We start from the raw sequence: 24171 nt of genomic DNA on the forward strand, positions 1-24171 counted from the left end.
TCGCTTGGTGGCCTTTTTGTCTAGTTGGGGGACGAGTCCCCCAACTAGACAAAAAGGATATTTATTCTCCCACAAACATTTTACTCATACAGTTTTTATTCTATCTAAAAAAAGCTTCGTTTCAGCCTTTACCTCTTCAATGATATTGTCTTTCCTCTCTAACAACATATGTAAGGCATCATCTACATAGCCATTTTCAAAAGTTTGCAAAGGAATTGGTAGTTCCTCTTGATCTAAAATATAATAAGTACCATTTGGTTTTACTACAAGATCAATGATTAAATCTTCAAACAATACAATATCATTTTGAATCCAATTTTTTCTAACAATATTAAAATATGCACCTAAATATTTTCCAGTTGTATCTCTCCAAAAATATAAATTATATGGCTGATCTAACCAATAATAGGCAAACGTAAATGTCCCTTTTGGAATAACTAGCTTTTGTTTCCCCTCCCTCATTTCAAACGGCTTTTCAACTTGATGTAAAAGTGTAATTTTCCTAGTATCAGCGTGAAGAAGTTTGCATGGATAATCTTCTGTTGTAGAATCATAACGAATTTTCCGTTCTGTTATCTTTTTACCATACTTTAATCGCATGTCTAACTCACTATCCTCTCCATTAATCATATCCCTATTTCTTTCCCTATCATATAAGAAAAGCAAACATTTATACAGGGCTAATACGAAGAGTGAAACTTCCATCAATGTAGGTGTTCCTTCCACCAACCCATCATTCTAACATTCATTCGGAGTCTTTCTGTCTATTAAGAACATATTATTTAGCGATAAAGAGAAAACATTTGGAAAGGTATATTAATAGTGGATTCAAAAAAAGGATAAAATCGAGGAATATAGTCAGAAAAACTTGGCATTAATTTAAGCATCTCAATCATTACTTTTCAAAAAAAACAATGCTATAAGAAGAAAATTATATGGAAATAAATTAAGAAGTAATAGTGATTTTAACTTGTATTGTTCAAATAAAAAATAGGTATCACTATTCCTATTTTTTATTTGAACAATTATTACTCAGTAGCTATTTGTCTAATTGAAAAATAACACTTTTCAATTCTGCTATTTCCATTGTTTTCTTCGTTTCGTTCATGTTAGAACGCACATAATCAAGGAGTACTTGCGCTTTCCCTGTTTCAAGTTGTATGCCTTCTTGTTCTAAAAAATAGTAGATTGCTTTTAAACCTGAATGCTTTCCTAAAACGAAATGGTGATTCTGGCCAACTTCCATTGGATCAAAGGTTTGATAGGTTTTACTATATTTTAATAAACCATCTACGTGTATACCAGATTCATGGGTAAACACCTTCGATCCTACAATAGGCTTCGCTTCGGGAATTTGTCTACCTGAGGATTGAAATACCATGTCGCTAAGTGAATGAAAATAGGTAGTATCTACATTTATCTTGCCGTTATATAAGTGCTTCCATGCCATAGCTACTTCTTCAAAAGCTGCATTACCTGCCCTTTCTCCGATTCCACCAACTGTGGTACTGGCCCATTTTGCTCCTGCCTGGATAGCAGCTAGTGTATTAGCTGTTGCTAAGCCAAAATCATTATGACAATGTATTTCCAGTTCAATATCTTCTGGGCAATTCCTTACTAATTCCTTTATATTCCTTTCAGCTGTATAAGGATATAATGCGGAAACTGTATCAGCATAACGAAATCGCTTCACTCCATTTTGATATAATAAATGAATTAACTCCATCAAAAAAGAAAGAGACGATCTCGAAGCATCTTCAAATCCAACAGATACATGTAGATTAAAAGATTGTGCATAAGCCACTACTCGCTGAATCTGGAGAGCTATTTCCTCCTTATTTCTCTTTAATTTATGCTTCATCATGATTTCTGAAGTTGGTATCGAGATATGAACCCAATTTACTCCCGTTTGTATAGATGCATCTATATCTGCCTTAACTGCTCGATTCCATGTGATTAATTGGATTGGAAGCTGCATTTCTACTAAAGAGTGAATAACTTTTTGTTCTTCTACTCCCATTGCAGGAATTCCAACTTCCGCTTGTTCTATACCTGCATCTGCTAAAAGTGTTGCAATCATTTGTTTTTCATAGGCTGTAAAAACAACTCCAGCTGTTTGTTCACCGTCTCTTAGAGTAGTATCACAAAATTGAATATTCACTATTACACCCCTTCTCCCTTTCCTTTAATTAAAAACAAACAGTGGAACAAGTTGAACAGTCAGAGGTTGTTTTCATGATAAATATCCCCTCTTTACCTTCTTGAATCGTAAAATAAACGACTGTATCCTCTAATAGCTGATGTGACTGTTTATCTATAAAAATATTTAATCCTTCCTGTTTTATTGTTTCATCAGTAGGCATTACTTGATGTTCCCAGTATAGCTCATATGTGAAGCCCTCTATATCATCAGGTTGAGCAATAATTCGAATGCCATTTTCTTTTCTTTTTTGTTTTTCTACTATTTCTATTAATTTGTTGGTTGCCTCCTCTGTCCAATACATCACTTTTTCTCCTCCCTTTGTCTAATTTGATCAAAAGGAAAAAAAGCTCCATTCTTTTTATAAAACTCTGGGAAAAATTTTTGTCTTATTGGGGTAGGTTTAACACAATCTCGGTATGCTCTAAATAATAAAGCTCTTTGAATATTCCATACTTCTTTTTCACTTTCATTACTTTCAAAGTAACCACTTTCTTTTAGATATTTTTGAAATTGCTTTAATATATGAACACGGGATACATTTAATATTTCTGGATGATATGGCACCTTAAAGAACTCAAAAAAATCTTCCGCATCATATAAATCTTGTAAGTTTTTATCGAACATCATTCATCCCTCTTTCCAACACAATGTGTGCATAATGGATTTCTTTTTAAAGAAAAAGTGGAAGACTGAAATTGTAAAGAATCAAAACGGTATAATTTATTGAAGTAAGGTTCACCGATACCTGTTATCACTTTTACTACTTCCATCGCGGCTAAACAACCTGCTATACCTGATGTTGCTCCAAGTACTGGGAATCCAAGCGGCTCCCATTTCGGGTCCTGCTGGGGAAATACGCATGCAAGACATGCCGTTTCTTTTGGTTTAATGGTTGTTAAGGATATCTCAAATCCTGACATAGCTGCTTCAACCATTATTTTTCCAGTATCTACACAAAGGCGATTTAATTCGTATCTTTCTGGAAAATCATAACGAGCATCTACTACAACATCAGCCCTTTTTACTAATGGATAAACCCTTTCATAACTAATTTTTTCCGGATAAGCTTCCACTATCACTTCTGGGTTTATCCGTTTAATGCTGTTAAGAGCACTTGGTATTCTTTGTTTTCCTACTTTATTGCTCTCCATTAAAATTTGGCGATTTAAATCTGGCAAAGCAATATTCCCTTCATGAAAAATGATTAATTTTCCGACTCCTGCTGCCGCAAGATAAATGGCTGTTGTTCCGCCCAATCCACCAATCCCAGCTATAAATACAGTTGCATCTTTTAACTTTTGTTGCCCCTCTAAGCCTACCAACTTTAACTGACGGCTATAACGACTAGAAAAATCAATCGGTTTATCTTGATTTTGTTCAAAACTCATACCTATCTCCTTTTCTTAATCCCTATAATTTACTCTCCTTTTCACTATTTAACGCTTTTGCTAACCACAATGGTGGCTTGCTTTGTAACAACAACAGCAATCGATCCAACTGCTCTTGTATTAACGTTCCTTCCTTAACTTTAATGGGCATAATCTTATTTCTAGTTACCCGAGCGGCTGCAGCTGGTCCTATTTGTGTAATAAAAAGTAATTTACAATCTACTATTATATTTATTCGATAGTCAATTCGATTATTTTCACTTATCTCGCTAGCACATGAAACAACTCTAGTTTGAACCTTTTCATATTTCTCCTTTGAAATATCATAAATATCAAAAGACTCTGTATAGCCAAAATGTGTGTCAACATGTTTTCCATCATCTGTAGCAAAGGCGATTTTCATATGTAACCCCCCACTTTCTTTTACATTAATAAATTACTCATTTTTATAATCAAATTCGTTGTTCCTCGGTATCCAACACTTGTAAATAAGGAACTACCAATTTGATGAAAAATTGGAAAACCTATTGGAAGGAATGCAACATTTTTCCTATCTGCTCCCTTTTCACCGTGAGAATTACTTATCCACAGATCCGCATTATCAGCCATGGTTTCTAAATCGTCTAAATCACCGATGAATATATCTTCCTCCATATTTGATAGCACCTTAGCTGAAAAGCTGCTGACTAATCCATCTATCGTTCCGCCTAATTCTTTGCAGACGTTAACAATAGAAAAAAGATGATCTGGTTCTAAGCCAATAACTATTTTTTTCCCAGAAAAGTAAAAATGGGAATCCAATATACAGTCAAGTAAATTATCCCTTTCCCACTGGTAAAATGAGTCTCCTTTTTTTCCACTTAACGATTGCAAAAAAGAAAAAAATTCATCATTAGCTTTTAATCCTGTTAAGCTAGGAAACAACCGATAAGGTATTCCTGCTGCTGCTTCCAACATTTGAGCTGATTTTTCCAAACTAGTTCCCACAGCAATTGTCATTTCCGATTCAAATAATCCTTGTAATTGCTCCCTCGTAGCCCCCCCTTGTGATAATGGGGAAAAACCTTTTTGTAAAGATCCTGTTAACGAAGTGGAGATATCTGGTGCAGTTATGACAGAAAATCCAAATGATTGGATAATTTTTTTTATTTCCATTACATCTCCTGCCGTTAAAAAAGATCCTGCTAGCAAATTAATTTGGTTTTGTTTCTTTTTCATCGGTAATGTAAACTTCTGCTGTTCCACTAAACCACGTATCATCGCTTCAACGGTTAATTGAAAGCCAGATTCTAACGATCCTTCAAAATCTGGTAACGCAACAGGGAAAATAAAACAGTTTGGTTCATTTGTTTTTAAATAGTTTTTAATGTTTCCTATTAAATCATCTCCAGCAGTTTCCGTTAAACCAGTACTTAATACTGCCATCAATGAAGGATGATGTTTGTTAAGAATTGTCTCCATTGCTTCTATTGTGCTTCTTTCCCCACCAAAGATAATATTCATTTCCTGAAGAGCAGTCGTTTGAATAGAAACTGGTTCCCGATAATGCTGTGTCATAAGTGCTTTAATGAAAGCAGCGCAACCTTGAGATCCATGTACAAGCGGGATAGCACGGAATAATCCCTGAAGCGCCAGAACTCCACCCAATGTTTGACTAACTTTTAGTGGGTTAATGGCAAGTTTCTTATCTAGTTTTACAATTGTCACTCTTTTCCTACCTCCTTCCAAGGAGAAGGAGATTGAAGTAATTCCCAAATTGGATGTTCCAATGCATACACTAATTGTTCTGCTAACCGTTTTAATCCAACATATCCAGCATAAGCATGATGGCGTTCTTGGTTTACATCAAGAAAAGGAATCTGTTCTTTTAAGGCAACATACATATTTCTCCCCCCAGCAATGATAATATCTGCTTTTTCATTACGAAAAGTTTCTAATATCTTGCTGGCTCCTCCGGATTCTATTAATTTTGCCGATTCTCCAATTCTTTCTTTTATACGTTCAATGTCATCCATCGTACTTTTATTTGTGCCAACTCCTACTACCTCTATTCCTAGTTCTTGGAGTGCAGAAATGATAGACCAACTTTTCACCCCACCAGTATAAAGTATTGCTCTTTTTCCTAATAATTTTTTACGAAATTTAGTTAAATCAAATGCTAGTTTTTCTTCTTGCGCTTTTGTAAAAGCTCGGACTTTTTTCATTAATTCTTGATTGTTAAGCATATATGAAATGGTTAGTAAAGATAGGGTTGTTTCTTTTGCTCCGTAAAAAGATCCTTCAAAATATGGAATATCGTATTTTTCTTCCATTTTTCTTGCCATGTTAATCAACGCTCTACTGCATACAACCATATTTAATTTCGCTTTATGCGCCCATCTAATTTTATGAAACCTTCCGTCTCCTGTAATATTAGCTAAAATGCGTATACCCACTTGATCGAAAAGTTCTTTTATATCCCACATTTCTCCGGCAATGTTATATTCTCCAATTAAATTTATATCAAATGGTGTTTCTATTGGAGGAGTATCTGTTCCAATTACATGGTCCATCAATGCGTTACCAGCTAATCTATTGCCCATATTCTTACTACCAACAAATCCTGGGCTATTCACTGGAATTACAGGAATTCCAATTACTTTGCTTTCGCTTTTACAAATGGAATCTAAATCTACACCTATTAGGGCGGTCACACAAGTCGAATAAACAAAAATAGCCGGTGGACTAAATCTGTCTGCAATTTCACGAATTGCCCCTCTCAATTTTTGCTCTCCACCGAAGATAATATCTTGTTCTTTAAGATCTGTAGTTAATCCATATTGATAAAGATAGGACCCCGAACTTAAACTTCCTCTCGCTTCCCAACTATTTCCGCCACACGCAATAGGTCCATGCACAAGATGTGCTGCATCGACAATGGGAAGAAGAGTAATTTGAGCGCCATCAAAAGAGCAACCACCTGATGCCGCACCAGGAGTTGGCTGAACACAACCTTTATGTGCCTGATTTACCGAGTTATGTTCACATGCTGGTTCAGCAAATGCCTCTACAACATATTTCTCCATGCTATAATCCCCCCCCTATCAAAAAATTTCCGCTTAATCCCTAAAAAGTTGATTGTCAGCGAGATTATAGATATCCCGCTGACAATTCTTACTTACCGTACTGTATCATAGCTATGATCTGGTGCCTCATCATCTAATTGTTGCAATATAGTATTAACAATTAACGTCAATACATTTAATGTCCCTTGATAACCGATAATTGGATATCGATGCATGTGATGACGATCAAAAATTGGAAAACCGATTCTTACCAAAGGAATTTTAGCATCTTTTGCACAATACTTCATATGTGTACTACCTATTGCAAAATCAACGGGTTCTGTTAACAATAAAGATCGCATATGCCATAAATCTTTTCCTATGTGAACTTTTCCGTCAATACCATATGGACTTTTTAATAAAAGCTCTTCAGCTTCCTTTTTGAATTTTTTATCTCCATTCGTGCAAACGATATGAATTGGTTCAATCCCAACTTCCAAGCAAAAGGAGATTAACCCAAGTAGTAAGTCTGGATCTCCTGCCAAGGCTACACGCTTACCGTGTAAATAGGCATGGGAATCAGTTAAAGCATCTACTATTCTTCCGCGTTCTTCTTTGAGAACAGCTGGTATATCTCTACCAGACAATTGTTTAATGTTTTCTAATAAAGTATCTGTATTTTTAATTCCTATCGGCATCCACGATGAAATCGTTTTTTGATGCCATGATGTCTTAATATACTTTTCTACTTTTTTAGTAGAATATTTTTGTAGCAAAATAGTTCCATTTGCATTTGGAGCCTGTGCAACATCTTCTAATTTGGTGCCACCATAGTAATAGTTATATTCACCATTTGCTGGAGAATCTAAATTGCCACTATGATCACCTAGAATGGTATAATCTACATTCATAAGTTCTAAAATTCTTTTTAGTTCTGCGAAATTACCTGTATACGTATCAAATCCAGGAATAATATTTATTTTATCTGTAGGAACCTTATTTTCTATATCTCCTTTTTTCTCGGACAAGTAGGAAAGTATCGAGCGCATCATAGAATCATAACCATGAATATGAGATCCTACAAAACTAGGAGTATTGGTAAACGGAACTGGAAATTCTTTATCGATTGCTCCTTCTATCCGTGCATTCTCAATAAATGCACTTAAATCATCCCCAATAACTTCTGCCATACAAGTTGTACTTACTGCAATCATTTTCGGTTTATATAAGGCGCTACTATTTTGAAGCCCCTCAATTAAATTTCTCATTCCTCCAAATACAGCTCCATCTTCCGTCATAGACGAAGAAACTGCTGGTACAGGTTCTTTAAAATGCCGAGCAAAGTGACTACGAAAATAGGCTACACAGCCTTGAGAACCGTGAACAAAAGGAAGTGTTCCTTCAAAACTCAAACCTGCTAATACTGCCCCTAGAGGTTGACAAGCTTTTGCAGGGTTAATGGTAGCTGCAGCTCTGCTAAAGTTTATATCTTTATATTCTTCCGTTTTTAAATAATCTTCTGTTTCTTCTACTTCCTGTATAGAACATGGCGCTTCAAATAGCAGTTTATTTTCTGCTTGTTTTTTATATTTCTCACTCTGAAATAAAGTATTATGATCTTGAATTTCAGGATTTTTTGCCATAATTATCCCCCCTCCTTTACTTAATATGGTGCTGCCAATAGATCCCAAACAGGGCTATTTATAGCAGTATCCATGTCTTTTGCAAATACTTTAAATCCATCAAACCCATGATAAGGACCGCTATAATCCCATGAATGCATTTGTCTAAATGGAATTCCCAATTTATGATAAACGTATTTTTCTTTTACACCAGCACCCATTAAATCTATATCTAATTTATCTGATAGAAATTCTATATCATATGCAGTTGGATCATCATACAATATGGTTCCATCATGTAATTCTGATAGTGTTTTCTCATAATCATCCTTATGTGCAAATTCATATCCAGTCGCTACAATTTTCATCCCTAAATCTTCATAAGCACCGATAGTATGGCGGGCACGCAATCCACCAATAATGAGCATTACTTTTTTCCCTTCTAACCGAGGACGATATTTTTGAATGATTTCATCCATCTCAAGTTGGTATTTAGCTATTACTCTTTCTGCATTTTCTTGAATTGTTTCATCAAAATGGGCCGCAATCGCACGCAAACTTTCTATTGTTTTCGTTGGTCCAAAGAAGTTATATTCCATCCAAGGAATACCATACTTTTCTTCTAATGTTGTAGCCATATAGTTCATGGAGCGATAACAATGTATCAGATTTAATTTTGATTTATGGGTAATTCCTAATTCATTGATGGATCCATCTCCTGACCATTGAGCAATAACTCTCAAGCCAATCTCTTCTAAAAGAATGCGGGAAGCCCATGCATCTCCACCAATATTATAGTCTCCAATAATAGCTACATCATATGGACCCGACTCTGCCAGTTCTCGAGTACCCATAACGTGATCTCTAATAGTGTCATTTGCAATATGATGGCCAAGTGACTGACTAACTCCTCGGAATCCTTCACAACGAACTGGAATAACTGGAATCCCCAGCTCATTGGTCATTTTCTTCCCAACCGCTTCAATATCATCACCAATTAATCCAACAGGACATTCAGATTGAATGGAAATTCCTTTTGCAAGTGGGAACATCTCTTTCACTTCTCTACATAATGCCTCTAACTTTTTATCTCCACCAAATACAATATCTCTCTCTTGGAAATCACTAGTTATTTGCATCGCGGTAAAATTATTTATGCCCAACTTACCGTTTGCGTAGTTTCTTCGGGTTCCCCAGCTATATTGGCCACACCCTACTGGTCCATGGCTAATATGAATCATATCCTTAATCGGTCCCCAAACAACTCCCTTTGAACCTGCATAAGCACATCCACGAATGGTCATAACGCCAGGACGTGATTTGATATTGGATTTAATAGAACATTTGCCAGATTCGATTGTCTCTTCATCGGCAATTTGAAAATGTTTTTTTCGGAATTTTTTTGTTTTTTCCGGATAAACCTCTAACAGCTCATCAATTAATGCCTGACTCTCCTCAACTTTTGTACTCATCAAATCTCACCTCTTTTCTAGTAATCTCTTTTATTTAGTAGCTGCTTCTTGCTCTTCTAATTTTTTGATTGCTGTTTCTTCATCCTCAATAACACCAAATTCCATTAATAGGGATTCTAGCTCTTCCATTTCTATTGGCGTAGGAATCGTCATCATATCGTTTTCCAATATTTTTTGTGCTAAATATTCATATTCCTTTGCTTGCTGGTCTTCTGGTTTGTATTGAGCAACTGTCATCTTACGCAATTCAGCATGCTGGACGACATTATTGCGTGGAACATAATGAATCATTTGTGTATTTAAACGGCGGGCAAGCTCTGAAATTAGCTCTGCTTCTCTGTCCGTATTACGGCTATTACAAATTAATCCACCTAATCGTACACCGCCACTATTTGCATATTTTAAAATACCGCGAGAAATATTATTTGCTGCATACATCGCCATCATTTCACCTGAACAAACAATATAAATTTCTTGCGCTTTATTTTCACGTATTGGCATTGCAAAACCACCACATACAACGTCCCCTAATACATCATAAGAAACAAAATCTAATCCTTCATAAGCTCCTTCTTCCTCTAAAAAATTAATAGAGGTAATAATTCCACGTCCAGCACAGCCAACCCCTGGTTCTGGTCCACCTGATTCCACACATAGGATATCGCCATAACCTTTTGCGATGACATCTTCTAATTCTAGATCCTCTACTGTTCCCATTTCTGCTGCTTGTTCTAAAACTGTACTTTGTGCTTTCGTATTTAGAATTAAACGAGTGGAGTCTGCTTTAGGATCACATCCCACAATCATAATTTTTTGACCAAATTTTGTTGCTAATTGTGCTAAGGTATTTTGTGATGTAGTTGATTTTCCAATTCCACCTTTTCCATAAAAAGCGATTTGACGCATTGTAATTCCCCCTCCATTTTAATTAAAACTTCCCAAATGAATTAAACATATTCTACTGACATATGGTTCATATACTTGTAATATTTACTACTCTCATAAAGCAATTCTTCAATGTTTCCTGATTGGATAATGGAAACTATTCCTCTATCCTGCAAATACTTTTGAGGTGCTTTGCCAATGCCAGAACTAATTAACATCTGACAATCTTTTAAAATCTCAGCGGTTTCTGCAAGTATTGGAACCTGTTTTGTATTGCAACCGACTTTTCCAACACAATAAGACTGAACCTTCCTAACACCGACAAACTTAATTTCTTTTTCTTTCACATCAAAAACCAAAAATTCTTTCGCATGCCCAAAATGAAGATTGACTCTTGCATTCCCTCTTGTCGTTACAGCTATTCTAAGACTTGAAGAACCTGATTCTATTTTTCTTTGTTTTAATGCCTCTCGTTCTTGTTTTTTCTTGCTTTTTTCTTTCACTTTCAACTCAAGTTCTTGCTGAATTGTTTCTCTTGCTATTGGGTCATATTGAATCGGAACATTCATAATCTTGTCCTTGGTATATTGTGCACTTCTGTCTTCTCCCAGCAATCCAATTGCATCAGCTCTGCATTGACGGCAATGTTTCATCATTTTCAAACTTCCAGAACATTTTTCTTGTATTTCTTGTATTTCTTTAGATGTTGGGTTCCTAACTCCATTTCTTTCAAAAACTGTATCAGGAGTAACAATTAAAGGCATGATATTATGGACAAACGCTCCCCTTTTCTTCACTGCCTTCGAAATTTCCTCCATATGCTGATCGTTTATTCCTGGAATAAATACTGAGTTTACTTTACATAGAATCCCTTTTTCAGTCAGTGCTTCTAGCCCTTTCAACTGATTATTAATTAGAATTTCAGCAGCCTCAATTCCCTTGTATTTTTTACCTTCATAAAAAATATACGAGTATATATGCTGCCCGATCTGTGGATTAACTGCATTAATCGTTATCGTTACATGATCAATATTTAATTCTTGAATCTGATCGATAAATTCTAAAAGTCTTAATCCATTTGTACTTAAGCAAAGTTTTAGTTCTGGTGCCTTTTCTGCCACCCCACGAAAAGTTGCAAAAGTCTTTTCTGGATTAGCCAATGGATCTCCAGGTCCAGCAACCCCAACTACTGATAACTGCGGAATCTCCCCTGCTACTACTAACACTTTTCTTACTGCTTCTTCTGGCTTTAATACTTCACTAACAACTCCCGGTCTACTTTCGTTTGCACAATCAAATTTACGACTGCAGTAATTGCAACGAATATTACATGCAGGTGCCACTGCTACATGCATGCGGGCAAAATGATGATGTGCATCCTCGCTATAGCAGGGATGACGGGCAATGCGATCTTCCACTTCTTGATTAATCGTTTTCACACTCTCTCCTCCCTGAAATAAATTGATACACGAATGCATTTCTTGTTTCTAGTAATTCCCTTTCTCATCCCCCTTCCTTTTAAAATTTCTAAGAGGTTTCCAACATCTCCATATTATTAATGTAAATATATGGAATTCTTTCGCTGATTACCTAAGATATTATTTTCTGTAAATTCAAAATTCAATATAATTGTCAGATTATTTTACAGGGTTTTTTCTTGCAATCGATTACAAATTGCATTTTTATTCATAATTTTGTAACATTCACACAAATATCCAGAAAAAATAGTTCTTAATTCCTAATTTATTTGAAAGAGGGATTTTGCTTTCATGAGCAAAATCCCTCTTTCTAACTTTATTGATTTAAATACTCCATTTCCTGCAATTTTCCATACTTCATATACAAAATGCGATTGCCTAAAATCTTTGCCTCCTCATAATCATGTGTAACCATAATTATCGGGATTTTCCATAGCTGATGAAGTCTTTTCAATTCTTCATAGCAAACATTTTTCGTAAATTGATCCAAACTAGAAAATGGTTCATCAAGCAATAATAATTGTGGTTCTGTTGATAAGGCTCTGGCTAAAGCCACTCGTTGTTTTTCCCCACCTGAAATTTGTCTTGGATACTTTTTCAGCAAATGTTCTATCCCAATTACTTGGACAAGATGATCTACTAACGACTGACTTTTCATTGCATAGGTGATATTTTTTTCAACGGTCATATGGGGAAAAAGGGCAAAATCTTGAAATAAATAACCTAGTTTTCTTTTTTGAATCGGCATTACTCCTCGATTTTTTTCAAAAAAAGTCTGCTCGTTAAATTTTATCAACCCATCATCAGGTACATCTAATCCAGCAATACAATTCAGAACGGTTGTTTTACCAGATCCAGAAGGACCAAAAAGGATTAAAATGTCATCTTTGGATTCAAATTGCAACTGAATCGTGAAATGTTGTAATTGCTTCTTCATGTTTAACATAAGCATTAATATCACCTGTTTTATTTTTGGAATATTTCTACCTAAATTGATTACCTCTTAATCTTTGTAAATGAAAGTCTTTGATTATTAATCTGTTTTATATTTTAATAAATTTCTTTTGCTCCACCAATTCAACCAGATATTCGCAACTAAACCCAATACAATTAAAATTACCACCCAAAAAGATGCTGTAGAAGTATTCCCAGCTTGTACAGCGAAGTAGATTTCAACTGGAATTGTATTTGTTCTACCTGGAATAAAGCCAGCAATCATTAATGTCGCACCAAACTCACCAAGTGATCTAGCAAATGTGAGAACAACCCCTGCTAATAATCCTGGCCAGGCTAGTGGAAACGAAATGGTCCAAAATACTTTAAACTTACTTGCTCCCATGATTACTGCAGCATTTTCAATATTTTTGTCATAATTTTGGAAGGCAGCAGAAGCACTTTGATACATAAGTGGGAAAGCAACGACAATCGCTGCAAGGATTGCTCCGAACAATGTGAATACAATTTGTATATTAGTCGACTCAAATAATAATTTCCCGAATATACCATTTTTCCCAAAAAGGTATAACAGGGCAAACCCAACAACGGTTGGTGGCAAAACTAGTGGTAACAATATAATTGCTTCTAACACACTTTTCCCCAAAAAATCTTCTCTAGCAATTGCTCTTGCACCAAAAGTACCTAAAATAAAAACAATAATTGTGGCAATGGAAGCTACTTTTAACGATAAGAATAAGGGTGTATAATCCATCTTTTTATATTCTCCCTCGAATACTAGAGAACTTTCTCCTTTCGCTTATTAAATTTATTTAATAAATCCGTATTCAGCTAAAATGGTTTGTGCCTGTTCTGAAAGTAGAAACTCGATAAATTTGTTTGCTGTGTCTTGTGTTGTGGAGTCAGTTAATACTGCGGCAGGATAAATAATCGGTGTATGCAAAGAGGAATCTGCTTCTGCTAAAACTTGTACCTTCTCTGAAATAAGTGCGTCAGATGAATACACAAATCCAATATCTGTATTTCCTGATTCAACATAGGTTAATACTTGTGTTACATCACTTCCGTAAACAAATTTATTTTTAAGCTCTTCCCATTTACCCAGATTTTCTAGAACTTCTTTCGTATATGTTCCAGCAGGTACACTATCTGGATCTCCTATAGCAATTTGTCCCATTTCATCCCCTTTTAAATTTTCAAAAGTTAAGAAATCTTTATCACTATCTTTTTCTCCTATCAAAACTATTTTATTGCCTGTAAAATCCTTTCTCGTTTCTTTTACAATTAAATTCTCATCTTCTAGCATATTCATCCATTTTTGATCAGCAGATAAAAAAATATCAACTGGCACACCTTGTTGTATTTGCTGTGCTAATTGACCAGAACTACCAAAATTGACAGTAATGGTTACTTGGGGGTATTCTTTTTTAAAAGCATCTTGTAATTCTCCCACTGCTTCTTTTAAACTTGCAGCAGCAGCAATCGATAGTTCCACTGCATCTTTCTTTTCCTTTTGAACTGATGCCTCCTTATCGTTGCTACATCCTGGTAACATAAACAAAATAAGAATGGCTAAAAAAATACAAACTTGATTTTTCATCTTGATCCTCCTACTCTATTTTTATCTAACTATAACTAGGTATTATATATAATAGAAGAAACTAGGAAATTAATTCTATTTAGTTATAAATAGTTATAATTAGTTATAACGATTATAGGAATAAATAATACCTTAGTAAATATAAAATACAGAAAATTCTAATAATAAAATCGAGGTGTTCACAAATGAGTCACAAAAAATCTTATACTACGGAGGAAATTGCAGATATTCTCAAAGTTTCAAAGCTAACTGTCTATGACTTGATAAAAAAAGGGAAGTTAGCTGCATATAGAGTTGGCAGACAAATGAGAGTAGATGAAGCCGACTTAGAGAAATTTAAATGGAATGCAAAAGAAAAACAACCCACAACAAATGAATCATCTAGATTGCCTATCCTTTCTCCCAATCACTTTCATGATCCTTTTACCAATATTCGGTCCATCATAATTAGTGGACAAGACCCTTCTTTAGATATACTCTCAAGACATTTGGATAACAGCGTAGACTATTTCCGCCCTCTCCGTTCATACGCAAGCAGTTTAAATGGAATCATTAGCCAGTATAATGGGGAGGTAGATATCGCCAGTGTTCACTTATTTGATGGGGAAACTTCCACTTTCAATCTGCCCTATTTAAAAAAGCTATTAGTAAGTCATTCTTTTATTGTTATTCGTTTTATAAACAGATGGGCTGGATTTTATGTAAAACATGGAAATCCAAAAAAAATTATTAGTTGGCAAGATATACAACGTTCTGACATTAAATTACTGAATCGCGAAATTGGATCAGGTGCTAGAACATTGTTAGATGAACATTTAAGAATGAATAATATTACAATCCAATCTATTTATGGCTATGAAGAAGTTGCTACAAGTCATTTTAGCGTAGCAGTCGGAATTGCACAGAATAAGGCTGATTTTGGAATTGGAATGGAAAAAATCAATTATCCATCTGGAATTGATTTTTTACCACTTGTAAAAGAAAACTACGATTTGGTGATTTTAAGGTCATCAGCAAACGAGCAGCTTATTCAATTAGTAGTTGAATTACTTAAAACAAAGGAACTAAAAAATGAACTTTCAGCTGGTGGGTATGATATTTCTGAAACGGGAAAGATTATTTATTCTCAATAAATGAATTAAACGAGCCTTCCTTATTTTCCTAGAGCGTTAAGTTTGTTTTGGTACTTTTCTGTATAAATAGATTTGTAGAATTATAGACAGAAAGAGAATATTTTTATAAATAAGTGCTACTTTTATTTAAAACCGTCTAAAAAGTTACGAAAATTGACACAGTTATAATTTTGAATTTCCCTTAAAATAGATATATTGATTGTTTATACTAAAAATTCTAAATTTTCATACTACTATAAGAATAGACAATCTGTTGATTTAACTTCTAAAGAGGGGGAGTAAAATGTCTATATTACCAACAAAAAATGAACTAGGTTTCTATGAAATTCGGTTAGAATCCATCGGAGGTCTTGGTGCAAACTTGGCTGGCAAAATGTTAGCAGAAGCTGGTGTTCTAGGCTTAGGATTAAACGGGTCTAACTTTTCTTCCTATGGTTCTGAAAAAAAAGGATCTCCTGTAAAGAGTTTCATTCGTTTCTGTGATGCCACCACAGATATCCGCGCCCACAGTCCTATTGAAGAGCCACATGTTATTGGCGTGTTTCATGAAGCCTTATATAAAACCGTAAATGTATCAAGTGGCCTAAAGTCAGATGGAATTATTTTAGTTAATTCTGCCAGAGTTTTTGACGAAGTAAAAAGAGATTTAAACCTTCAGCACGGTACATTAGCTATCGTTGATGCACTTAAAATTGCGGTTAAAGAAAAGACAAGAGTGAACACTGCAATGCTTGGTGCTCTATTTCGCATATGTGATTTTCTAGACCCAGAAGCTATTAGGAATGTTATTAAAAGGACATTCGAGAAAAAATATCCTCAATTAGTAGAAGCAAATATTAGAACATTTGACCGAGGCTATGAAGAAGTTGTATTTAAAAAATATGAAACACCTCAAGATACTCATCAAAATACTTTCTCTCGCCCTCTCTCATCATTAGGATTTGCGACCCAAACTATCGGCGGTGTCCTAACGACACAAGGAAATAGTATGGAAAAGGATTTAGGCGGCTCTCGCCAAGGTTATATTCCAAAATTCGACAAAGAAAGTTGTATTAATTGTGCTTCTTGTGATACTGTCTGTCCAGACCTCTGCTTTGTATGGGACAAAAGAGTAAATAAGCGTGGGAAGCAAATAATGACATTACAAGGAATAGATTATCAATATTGTAAGGGGTGCCTAAAATGTATTGAAGCATGTCCAACAAGTGCACTGAGTACAATCCAAGAGAAACAAGGATTCACGCATGATAACAAAGTATCCCAAAATTTTCCGTATATTTCAGGAGGGATTTCCTAAATGTCTATATTAGAAAATGATCTGTTAATCAAAAATAGACCAGTTCAAATAACCACATTCGAATCTGGAAATGAAATGGCTGCCATGGCTGCTGCGCAAATAAATTATCATATAATGGGCTATTTCCCTATAACCCCATCTACAGAGGTTGCACAATATTTAGATCAAATGAAAACAAGGGGCGAACACGACATACAATTAATCCCAGCTGATGGAGAACATGGATCTGCAGGAATATGTTACGGAGCAGCTGCAACAGGTGCCCGCGTAATTAATGCCACTAGTGCCAATGGCTTTATGTATATGCTTGAACAACTTCCTGTCCAATCTGGCACAAGATTTCCGATGGTATTAAATCTTGTTACCCGTGCGATAAGCGGTCCTCTCGATATTAGAGGCGATCATTCAGATTTATATTTTGCTCTAAATACAGGTTGGGTCATTTTAACAGCAAGAACGCCTCAAGCTGTTTATGATATGAATATTTTGGCCTTAAAAATTGCCGAGCATTCAAAAGTTCGATTACCTGTAATTGTAGCTTATGATGGCTTTTTTACCTCTCATCAAAAAAGAAAAGTCCATTATTTTCAAGATAAAGAAGTTGTCCAACGTTTTGTTGGTCCTTGCCCAACAGAATATCCAGCTATTCGAAATCCAAAGCAGCCAGTTACCATTGGCGCACACATGAATGGTGATGATTTATTAAACAACCACTTCCAACAATCGGAAGCAATCTACCGAGCAAAAGATGTTTTTATAGAGGTTTCAAAAGAATTCGAAAAAATTGCCGGGAGACACTATCCCCTGTTAGACCTATATAGAATGGATGATGCAGATGTTGCATTGTTCCTACTGAATTCTGCCGCTGAAACAGCTAAAGATGTGGTAGATCAATTACGTGAAAAAGGGATAAAAGCTGGGGTAATTAGTCCAAATCTAATTCGTCCTTTTCCTGCAGAAGAAATTAGAAAAGCTTTAAGAAATGTAAAGGCACTGTTAGTTGGGGAACGTGCTGATTCTTACGGTGGACATGGTCCAAATATTACACATGAAGTAAAATCCGCTTTGCAGGAAGATAAATCTAATAAAACCATTGTATTAAGTCGTGTTTTTGGATTAGGCGGAAAAGATTTTTATGCAGATGATGCAGAAAATTTATTTAATTTCGCCATTGAAGCGATGAATCAATCGAAAACTGTTAAAACGTTTGATTATTATGGACATTATCCAGGGGAGGTAGATAAAAAATTACAACCATTGATGGAACCACAATTTGGAGAAGACGACTTTAATACTGGATCAATTGAAGTTAACCAAGATGAAGAAACACAAACTATAAAAGTTAAAGTTCCTCCCCTTCGTACCCTTACTGCAAAACCAAAACGTTTTGCTCCAGGTCATGGGGCTTGTCCTGGCTGTGGAATTTTATCTGGTCTTGAACTCTTTTTTAAAGGCATTGAAGGAGATATTGTTGTATTATTCCAAACTGGCTGTGCTTATGTAGTGACAACAGCTTACCCCCATACTTCTCATAAGCAAACAATGATGCATAACTTATTTCAAAACGGACCTGCTACATTATCGGGGACATTAGAAGCCTTTTTGGAATTACAAAAAAGAGGAGAAATAGAGATTGCTGATAATACAACTTTTGTGATGGTCACTGGTGATGGCGGAATGGATATTGGCATGGGGTCAGCCATTGGAACAGCTTTAAGAAATCATCATTTAATTATGTTAGAATACGACAATGAAGGCTATATGAATACTGGTTCACAAATGTCTTATTCTACTCCAATTGGTCATATGACTAGTACAAGTAATATAGGACGTACTCAAAAGGGTAAAGGATTTCATCATAAAGATACCGCGCAAATTATGGCTGCTACAAATATTCCATATGTATTTACAGGAGCTGAAGCCTTTCCATTGGATTTAATAAAAAAAGGAGCAAAAGCACAATGGTATGCGCAAAATGTTGGTACTGTCTATGGGAAGATCCTTGTTAATTGTCCATTAAATTGGAAAACAGATGACAAATTCGGATCTAAAATAGTGGAAGCAGCCGTCCAATCATGTTTCTTTCCACTATATGAAGTGGAAAATGGTATAACAACCATTACTTATAACCCAGAAGAAAAAAATAAAAAAATTCCTTTAACAGAGTGGTTGAAATATATGGGGAAAACCAAGCATTTATTAAAAGATGAAAATACAGAAATGCTAAAAGATTTTGACCAAGAAGTAGAAAAAAGATGGACAAAATTAAAAATGAAGCATGAACATCCGTTACTTTAAATAAATAAGACTTGTAAATAAATAAGAGAAACATTAATGAGGAGATTCAATCCCTTTAATGTTTCTTTTTTTGTGATTAATTATCCACTATTCGATCATTATTTTTATAGTTTTAACAATGGAATTCTTTCCTAATCACTTTATGTTCCTTCCATTTATACTACTATACTTTATTCGAGACCCAATATTTCTGACTCTGGTAGCTGCGTTTTTGTTAATTCCTCTATTACTTTTTTAAAAGCATTATCTTTTTTCTAGAAGTTCTACTGAAGAAGAGTGATTAAGCAATAATTATTATTTATATTCATGATAATATATATACAAGACAATCGATAACATTGGAAAAGGAGAGAGAGTATGTATGTAAAAGTATATGAATTCCATATACAAGAGGATAAAATGGATGAATATTTTCGTATTCAAGAAAAAGCATGTAAAATTTATAAAAACTATCTGGACACAGAAACAACCTACTTACAAAGTCACGATGATCCAACAAAATGGATGGAGATGACAACCTATTCTAGTGAGGAAGACTATCATAAGAACATTGCTATTATCAATGAGAATGTGGAGATTCAGGCATTATTTAGGGAATTTCAGGCATTACTTTTACCAGAAAATAAACTTATAAAAGAAACAGATTTCACCAAAGTCATGGGATATGAAAAAAATAGCTTTTAAGATATAAGGAAAGGATACCATTAGCTAAAGCAAGGTATCCTTTTAATTCCTATTTAAAATCTTTCCAGTTCATGGAGTTTTCATTTAACAATTCTTCAAAGCTTTTATTTTTCTCTCTTTGTCTTCGTTCTTCCCGTTTTCTTTCTTCTTCTGCTTTTAGCTTAGCCTCTTCTTGTTCTTTAAGCTCTTGTTTTTTATTTTTGAGTTGAGTTGCTAATTGATCATTCAGAAGATCACCTAATGTAACAGGCTTATCTTGTTGTTTTTCTTTTTGGATATTTTTCCGCTTTTTTGCCATACGTTTATCCTCCAACTATCTGTTCTTTACTATGCAAGCTCAATGGTTTCATCTAGCTTGACTTCCACATTCCCTTTGATTGCTCTAGTAATCATACAGCTTTCTTCTGCTTTTTGTGCAAGTTTTGCTGCAAGCTTCATGTCTCTTTCAGTAGCCTCTTTTTTTAGTATTATCTTCGGGCGATGAATAATTTTTTGATAAGTGAATACACCGTTTGTCACATCCACCACTGCCTCTGATTCTAATGTTAAGCTTTCCTTTTCAAGTCGACTTCTTTCCATCATTGCTGCAAGTGTAATAATAAAGCAAGTTGCTGCAGCACCAAGTAGCATTTCATCTGGATTTGTACCGACACCAGGACCATCCATTTCTTTAGGAATCGATATTTTTGTTTTTAAATTTCCACTTTCAATTGTACCGACATCATTACGATAGCCTGGCCAATCTGCTTTTAAATAAAAATGATGTTCTGCCATAATTCAACCCTTCTTTTTTACTATGCTGTATGTATAATAACATATTTTTTTACTCAAGTTATATTAGAGAATTGGATACAGCACAAATAGTCTTGCTAGTATCACTATATTCATTTAGGAGGGATAGTAATGGGTCAAAAACGAGAAAAAGGGTATAGCCAAGCTGGGAAACCAAATGCAGATACTGTCAAACAAACAATCGCAGCAGAAGATTTGGAAAAAGCCATTCATCCGACAAATAGACAAAACTCCAAACAGTAGCTACTTATCTTACACCTTCTACTATTCCTAAAGAGGGTGTAGGATTTTCTTTATTTCTTACCTCCTATATATAAACTTCCGCCCTTTTAGTTCCATCATGTAACCATTTGATCATTTCTGCATAAGATTTTTTATCATAGGCGCCACTATTCTTTGTCTATTTTTTTATAATTGAAGCGAATGTCTATTTTGTTTCTCTTGGAAGAAGTGATACACTCAAATTAGTTTCTGCTAAATTTCTGTACTAACTGGAGGAATCGGTTTGAGAAAGCTGTTTCGTTATCTATTTTCTGTCTTATTGTTTATTACATCCATTGGAGTATATTGTTCTAATCGATTAATGTATATGAAGAAAAAGGATGATGCTTTTATTTTAAAAAGAGAGAAAGAAGCTGGCAGATATGATCCAGTTTCTTTTGAAAATTTAACTAAACAAGAAATTACAATTCCTTCTCCTTATGGCTATGAGTTAAAAGCTATTCTAGTGGAACCTTATGATACGAAGAAATATATCATCATCTCACATGGAGTAACGGAAAATAAAACGAGTTCGATTAAATACATGAACTTATTTTTAGAAAGAGGTTTTAATGGAATCATCTATGACCATCGTAGACACGGAGAATCTGGCGGAAAAAATACAAGCTTCGGTTATTATGAAAAATTTGATTTAAAACAAATTGTAGACTGGGTAAAAAGAGAAAAAGGAAAAGATATTATTTTAGGCATCCATGGGGAATCGATGGGTGCTGCAACGATGATTCTTTATGCTGGAGGAATTGAGGATGGCGCTGACTTTTATATAGCAGATTGTCCATTTTCGGATTTTACCGAACAGCTAAATTATCTAATTAAACAGGAGATAAAACTGCCTGGGAAAGTCTTCATCCCCATTGCTAATTTATTTCTGCGAGCAAGGGCTCGATATTCCATAAAGGATATCTCTCCTATTTCCGTTATTGATAAGATTAAAAGCCCAATGTTATTTATCCATAGTCAAAAAGATGATTTTATTCTGCCAGAAATGACTCAAAAACTTTTTGATAAAAAACAGGGTCCCAAAAAATTATTTTTCGCAGTAAATGGATTTCATGCTCAAAGCTATAATGAGAACAAAGAAGCCTATGAGAAAGCGATTGATGACTTTTTAACGGAATATGTAAAAAGTGATTAAAGAAAAGGAGATATGCTTTTCTTTAGCATGTCTCCTCTTTCTTATTATATCTTAAATTGTTTTATCTTATCCTGTAGATCGGTTGCGAGTTGTGCTAATGAAGTCGAAGATGCTGCTATTTCCTGCATCGATGCTACTTGTTCTTCAGTAGCTGAAGATACGTTTTCTGTACTAGCTGCTGCTTCACTTGCCATTGAATTCACTTCCAAAATCGAACCATTAATCGTATTAGTATGTTCTTTTAATTGATCAAGCGATTGACTTACTTCCTCTACTAATATAACTAGTTCTTGCACAGATTGTTCGATTCTATGGAATGATTCTCCTGCATCTTGAACAATTGTTAATCCTGTATCTACATCATTTGCAGCAGTTGTCATCGATAAAGAAGTATTCTTAGAATCAGTTTGAATCTGACTAATAAGGCTGGTAATTTGCTCTGCAGAACCAGCAGTTTGTTCTGCTAATTTCCTTACTTCATCTGCAACAACTGCAAAACCTTTTCCTTGTTCGCCAGCTCTTGCTGCCTCGATTGCTGCATTTAATGCTAGTAAATTGGTTTGGGAAGAAATATCCGATATTACCATTGTAATATCGGATATTTGATTTATTCTAGATTCTAATGTAGCTATTGATTCGGCAAGCGTCACCACATTATTATTAATGGATTTCATTTGTGTCGTTACTTCTGAAATACGTTTCGCACCCTCAAGCGATACTTCTGCTGTTTGCTCTGCTGTTTCTGCCACTTTTTTTGCACGTACTGTTATAAGTCCAGTCGTTTCATTTACATTACGAATATCGGCTGAGCTTGATTCCATCAATCTCATTTGTGTTTCAGAACCTTCGGCAAGCTCCTGAATCGTTTCAGAAATATGTTCACTTGCTTTGCTACTTTCTTCTGAACTAGAACTCAATTGTTCAGAAGATGAAGCAAGATGATGGGATGTTTCCGATAACATTTCAATAAGGCCCTTCATTCCATCAGCCATCCTATTATAACTATCAGATAGAGAACCTACTTCATCTTTCCCTTTATAACTCGACCTTTCTGAGAAATCTCCTTGTCCTCCTCTTTCCATTAAAGTTTTTAGACGTTTAATTGGGTTGACAATCATAGCAGAAATATAGAGACCAAATAATACAGCTAGTACTACAGCTATAATTATAACTCCCCAAGATAAATAGATCATTGTCGTATAATACTTGTTATTTTCATTGGATATCTGTTCTGCTTTTTCCTCATTTGCTTTTTGAAGTTCATCCAATTGTTCATTGATAACATTTGTTTTAGTTCGTAAATTTTTAGTATATAAACTATACGCTGAATCATTATAATTGTTGATTGATAAAGAAATAACCTGATCTTGTAGTTGATCAAAGCCAGCAGAAACATCTTTAAATATCTTATATGCCTTTGCCTCTTCCTCTGATAGTTTTATCGAATCAAGTTTTTTAATATACTTGTCGGACTCCTCCGTATTCTTTTTTATTGCTTCTAACAATTCCTGATTTTTCTTCTCATCTTCTGTAATCATTAACTCGATAATGTAGCTATCGCTTGTATATCGATATTTTTGTATTTTTGTAATATATGTATTAGGTAATAGTTTTTCTTCATACATCTTTTGAGTGTTTTTGGACATTTCCTTCATGCCATATATCCCAAATAGTCCGATTAAGATTAATGCTATTGCACTAAACATAATGATAATCATTATTTTTTTTGAAATATTAATATTTTGTAAAAATCTCATTGAAGCTACCTCATTTCACTAATTTAATCCCTTTATCATATCGACATACATCGACAATACTTTAGCCTAAAAAAACAAAAAAAATTTCGAATAACGAAACTTTCAGGAAAAAATATAGTAAAAAAACTTAAATAGATACAAAAAAGC

The 24171-nt window shown here is 34.7% G+C and carries 24 protein-coding genes; 6 read left to right on the forward strand and 18 right to left on the reverse strand.

Annotated elements, in window-relative coordinates; translation table 11 throughout:
- Positions 1-84 precede the first annotated feature (84 nt).
- The 15 genes from ACTNDN_RS13830 to modA form a co-directional block, all read right to left on the reverse strand.
- A complete protein-coding gene (locus ACTNDN_RS13830; RefSeq protein WP_251628764.1) occupies positions 85-630 on the reverse strand; it encodes a DUF402 domain-containing protein in 546 nt (181 codons plus the stop codon).
- 409 nt (positions 631-1039) lie between these two features.
- Positions 1040-2161 (reverse strand): homocitrate synthase, encoded by a 1122-nt coding sequence (nifV, locus tag ACTNDN_RS13835; RefSeq protein WP_251628767.1) that lies wholly within the window; start codon positions 2159-2161, stop codon positions 1040-1042.
- Between the two features lie 28 nt (positions 2162-2189).
- Positions 2190-2504: a HesB/IscA family protein gene (locus ACTNDN_RS13840; RefSeq protein WP_031538356.1), complete on the reverse strand. Its 315-nt coding sequence runs from the start codon at positions 2502-2504 to the stop codon at positions 2190-2192.
- Positions 2504-2827, reverse strand: coding sequence for a nitrogenase-stabilizing/protective protein NifW (locus ACTNDN_RS13845; RefSeq protein ID WP_235249585.1), 324 nt, complete (start codon positions 2825-2827; stop codon positions 2504-2506). The genes ACTNDN_RS13840 and ACTNDN_RS13845 overlap by 1 nt, the downstream gene beginning before the upstream one ends.
- A complete protein-coding gene (locus tag ACTNDN_RS13850; RefSeq protein WP_235249583.1) occupies positions 2827-3591 on the reverse strand; it encodes a HesA/MoeB/ThiF family protein in 765 nt (254 codons plus the stop codon). Before ACTNDN_RS13850 ends, ACTNDN_RS13845 begins: the two co-directional genes overlap by 1 nt.
- A gap of 22 nt (positions 3592-3613) precedes the next feature.
- The gene (locus tag ACTNDN_RS13855) at positions 3614-3994 is read right to left on the reverse strand and encodes a NifB/NifX family molybdenum-iron cluster-binding protein (protein ID WP_441131331.1); all 381 of its coding nucleotides are present in this window, start codon (positions 3992-3994) and stop codon (positions 3614-3616) included.
- Between the two features lie 20 nt (positions 3995-4014).
- On the reverse strand, positions 4015-5298 hold the full coding sequence (gene nifN, locus ACTNDN_RS13860; RefSeq protein ID WP_235249581.1) for a nitrogenase iron-molybdenum cofactor biosynthesis protein NifN: 1284 nt from the start codon (positions 5296-5298) through the stop codon (positions 4015-4017).
- Positions 5295-6656: a nitrogenase iron-molybdenum cofactor biosynthesis protein NifE gene (gene nifE, locus ACTNDN_RS13865; RefSeq protein WP_235249571.1), complete on the reverse strand. Its 1362-nt coding sequence runs from the start codon at positions 6654-6656 to the stop codon at positions 5295-5297. The genes nifN and nifE overlap by 4 nt, the downstream gene beginning before the upstream one ends.
- 92 nt (positions 6657-6748) lie before the next feature.
- Entirely contained in the window at positions 6749-8278 is a 1530-nt protein-coding gene (gene nifK / locus ACTNDN_RS13870) for a nitrogenase molybdenum-iron protein subunit beta (RefSeq protein ID WP_235249569.1), read from the reverse strand.
- A 20-nt stretch (positions 8279-8298) separates the two neighbouring features.
- Positions 8299-9729 (reverse strand): nitrogenase molybdenum-iron protein alpha chain, encoded by a 1431-nt coding sequence (nifD, locus tag ACTNDN_RS13875; protein ID WP_235249568.1) that lies wholly within the window; start codon positions 9727-9729, stop codon positions 8299-8301.
- Positions 9730-9759: 30 nt separating this feature from the next.
- Positions 9760-10635, reverse strand: coding sequence for a nitrogenase iron protein (nifH, locus tag ACTNDN_RS13880; RefSeq protein ID WP_031538364.1), 876 nt, complete (start codon positions 10633-10635; stop codon positions 9760-9762).
- Between the two features lie 41 nt (positions 10636-10676).
- The gene (gene nifB, locus ACTNDN_RS13885; RefSeq protein ID WP_235249566.1) at positions 10677-12053 is read right to left on the reverse strand and encodes a nitrogenase cofactor biosynthesis protein NifB; all 1377 of its coding nucleotides are present in this window, start codon (positions 12051-12053) and stop codon (positions 10677-10679) included.
- Positions 12054-12408: 355 nt separating this feature from the next.
- On the reverse strand, positions 12409-13044 hold the full coding sequence (locus ACTNDN_RS13890; protein WP_031538366.1) for an ATP-binding cassette domain-containing protein: 636 nt from the start codon (positions 13042-13044) through the stop codon (positions 12409-12411).
- Positions 13045-13125: 81 nt separating this feature from the next.
- Positions 13126-13800, reverse strand: coding sequence for a molybdate ABC transporter permease subunit (gene modB / locus ACTNDN_RS13895; protein WP_235249559.1), 675 nt, complete (start codon positions 13798-13800; stop codon positions 13126-13128).
- 54 nt (positions 13801-13854) lie between these two features.
- On the reverse strand, positions 13855-14646 hold the full coding sequence (gene modA / locus ACTNDN_RS13900; RefSeq protein ID WP_235249550.1) for a molybdate ABC transporter substrate-binding protein: 792 nt from the start codon (positions 14644-14646) through the stop codon (positions 13855-13857).
- Positions 14647-14831: 185 nt separating this feature from the next.
- On the opposite strand from modA, the gene ACTNDN_RS13905 reads away from it, so the two are divergent.
- The 4 genes from ACTNDN_RS13905 to ACTNDN_RS13920 all read left to right on the forward strand — a co-directional run bounded on the left by ACTNDN_RS13905 (position 14832) and on the right by ACTNDN_RS13920 (position 20058).
- Positions 14832-15779, forward strand: coding sequence for a substrate-binding domain-containing protein (locus tag ACTNDN_RS13905; protein WP_235249542.1), 948 nt, complete (start codon positions 14832-14834; stop codon positions 15777-15779).
- A gap of 283 nt (positions 15780-16062) precedes the next feature.
- Positions 16063-17076, forward strand: a complete 1014-nt coding sequence (locus ACTNDN_RS13910; protein ID WP_349205111.1) for a 2-oxoacid:acceptor oxidoreductase family protein — start codon at positions 16063-16065, stop codon at positions 17074-17076.
- Positions 17077-19374, forward strand: a complete 2298-nt coding sequence (locus tag ACTNDN_RS13915) for a transketolase C-terminal domain-containing protein (RefSeq protein ID WP_235252797.1) — start codon at positions 17077-17079, stop codon at positions 19372-19374.
- 357 nt (positions 19375-19731) lie between these two features.
- The gene (locus ACTNDN_RS13920) at positions 19732-20058 is read left to right on the forward strand and encodes a hypothetical protein (RefSeq protein ID WP_235252229.1); all 327 of its coding nucleotides are present in this window, start codon (positions 19732-19734) and stop codon (positions 20056-20058) included.
- Positions 20059-20107: 49 nt separating this feature from the next.
- Here the strand turns inward: ACTNDN_RS13920 and ACTNDN_RS13925 are convergent, their stop codons facing one another.
- Positions 20108-20356: a YqkE family protein gene (locus tag ACTNDN_RS13925; RefSeq protein ID WP_031538377.1), complete on the reverse strand. Its 249-nt coding sequence runs from the start codon at positions 20354-20356 to the stop codon at positions 20108-20110.
- A gap of 29 nt (positions 20357-20385) precedes the next feature.
- Positions 20386-20832 (reverse strand): OsmC family protein, encoded by a 447-nt coding sequence (locus ACTNDN_RS13930; RefSeq protein WP_349205112.1) that lies wholly within the window; start codon positions 20830-20832, stop codon positions 20386-20388.
- Between the two features lie 129 nt (positions 20833-20961).
- On the opposite strand from ACTNDN_RS13930, the gene ACTNDN_RS13935 reads away from it, so the two are divergent.
- Both ACTNDN_RS13935 and ACTNDN_RS13940 read left to right on the forward strand, forming a co-directional pair.
- Positions 20962-21093: a hypothetical protein gene (locus ACTNDN_RS13935; RefSeq protein WP_269320386.1), complete on the forward strand. Its 132-nt coding sequence runs from the start codon at positions 20962-20964 to the stop codon at positions 21091-21093.
- Positions 21094-21355: 262 nt separating this feature from the next.
- Positions 21356-22267, forward strand: a complete 912-nt coding sequence (locus ACTNDN_RS13940; RefSeq protein WP_031538381.1) for an alpha/beta hydrolase — start codon at positions 21356-21358, stop codon at positions 22265-22267.
- 44 nt (positions 22268-22311) lie between these two features.
- On the opposite strand, the gene ACTNDN_RS13945 is transcribed toward ACTNDN_RS13940, so the two are convergent.
- Positions 22312-24024 carry a methyl-accepting chemotaxis protein gene (locus ACTNDN_RS13945; protein ID WP_349205113.1) on the reverse strand — a complete coding sequence of 571 codons (1713 nt, stop codon included), beginning with the start codon at positions 24022-24024 and terminating at the stop codon, positions 22312-22314.
- Positions 24025-24171 lie beyond the last annotated feature (147 nt).

The sequence above is a fragment of the Niallia sp. HCP3S3_B10 genome (genome assembly GCF_052064465.1).
Classification (GTDB): domain Bacteria; phylum Bacillota; class Bacilli; order Bacillales; family Cytobacillaceae; genus Niallia; species Niallia hominis.

What these genes read in the sequence shown, in the direction of transcription:
- ACTNDN_RS13830 (WP_251628764.1), bottom strand. Translation starts at nt 630, where the DNA reads ATGATTAATGGAGAGGATAGTGAGTTAGACATGCGATTAAAGTATGGT.
- ACTNDN_RS13840 (WP_031538356.1), bottom strand. Translation starts at nt 2,504, where the DNA reads ATGTATTGGACAGAGGAGGCAACCAACAAATTAATAGAAATAGTAGAA.
- ACTNDN_RS13845 (WP_235249585.1), bottom strand. Translation starts at nt 2,827, where the DNA reads ATGTTCGATAAAAACTTACAAGATTTATATGATGCGGAAGATTTTTTT.
- ACTNDN_RS13850 (WP_235249583.1), bottom strand. Translation starts at nt 3,591, where the DNA reads ATGAGTTTTGAACAAAATCAAGATAAACCGATTGATTTTTCTAGTCGT.
- ACTNDN_RS13855 (WP_441131331.1), bottom strand. Translation starts at nt 3,994, where the DNA reads ATGAAAATCGCCTTTGCTACAGATGATGGAAAACATGTTGACACACAT.
- nifE (WP_235249571.1), bottom strand. Translation starts at nt 6,656, where the DNA reads ATGGAGAAATATGTTGTAGAGGCATTTGCTGAACCAGCATGTGAACAT.
- nifK (WP_235249569.1), bottom strand. Translation starts at nt 8,278, where the DNA reads ATGGCAAAAAATCCTGAAATTCAAGATCATAATACTTTATTTCAGAGT.
- nifD (WP_235249568.1), bottom strand. Translation starts at nt 9,729, where the DNA reads ATGAGTACAAAAGTTGAGGAGAGTCAGGCATTAATTGATGAGCTGTTA.
- nifH (WP_031538364.1), bottom strand. Translation starts at nt 10,635, where the DNA reads ATGCGTCAAATCGCTTTTTATGGAAAAGGTGGAATTGGAAAATCAACT.
- ACTNDN_RS13890 (WP_031538366.1), bottom strand. Translation starts at nt 13,044, where the DNA reads ATGCTTATGTTAAACATGAAGAAGCAATTACAACATTTCACGATTCAG.
- modB (WP_235249559.1), bottom strand. Translation starts at nt 13,800, where the DNA reads ATGGATTATACACCCTTATTCTTATCGTTAAAAGTAGCTTCCATTGCC.
- modA (WP_235249550.1), bottom strand. Translation starts at nt 14,646, where the DNA reads ATGAAAAATCAAGTTTGTATTTTTTTAGCCATTCTTATTTTGTTTATG.
- ACTNDN_RS13905 (WP_235249542.1), top strand. Translation starts at nt 14,832, where the DNA reads ATGAGTCACAAAAAATCTTATACTACGGAGGAAATTGCAGATATTCTC.
- ACTNDN_RS13910 (WP_349205111.1), top strand. Translation starts at nt 16,063, where the DNA reads ATGTCTATATTACCAACAAAAAATGAACTAGGTTTCTATGAAATTCGG.
- ACTNDN_RS13915 (WP_235252797.1), top strand. Translation starts at nt 17,077, where the DNA reads ATGTCTATATTAGAAAATGATCTGTTAATCAAAAATAGACCAGTTCAA.
- ACTNDN_RS13920 (WP_235252229.1), top strand. Translation starts at nt 19,732, where the DNA reads ATGTATGTAAAAGTATATGAATTCCATATACAAGAGGATAAAATGGAT.
- ACTNDN_RS13925 (WP_031538377.1), bottom strand. Translation starts at nt 20,356, where the DNA reads ATGGCAAAAAAGCGGAAAAATATCCAAAAAGAAAAACAACAAGATAAG.
- ACTNDN_RS13930 (WP_349205112.1), bottom strand. Translation starts at nt 20,832, where the DNA reads ATGGCAGAACATCATTTTTATTTAAAAGCAGATTGGCCAGGCTATCGT.
- ACTNDN_RS13935 (WP_269320386.1), top strand. Translation starts at nt 20,962, where the DNA reads ATGGGTCAAAAACGAGAAAAAGGGTATAGCCAAGCTGGGAAACCAAAT.
- ACTNDN_RS13945 (WP_349205113.1), bottom strand. Translation starts at nt 24,024, where the DNA reads ATGAGATTTTTACAAAATATTAATATTTCAAAAAAAATAATGATTATC.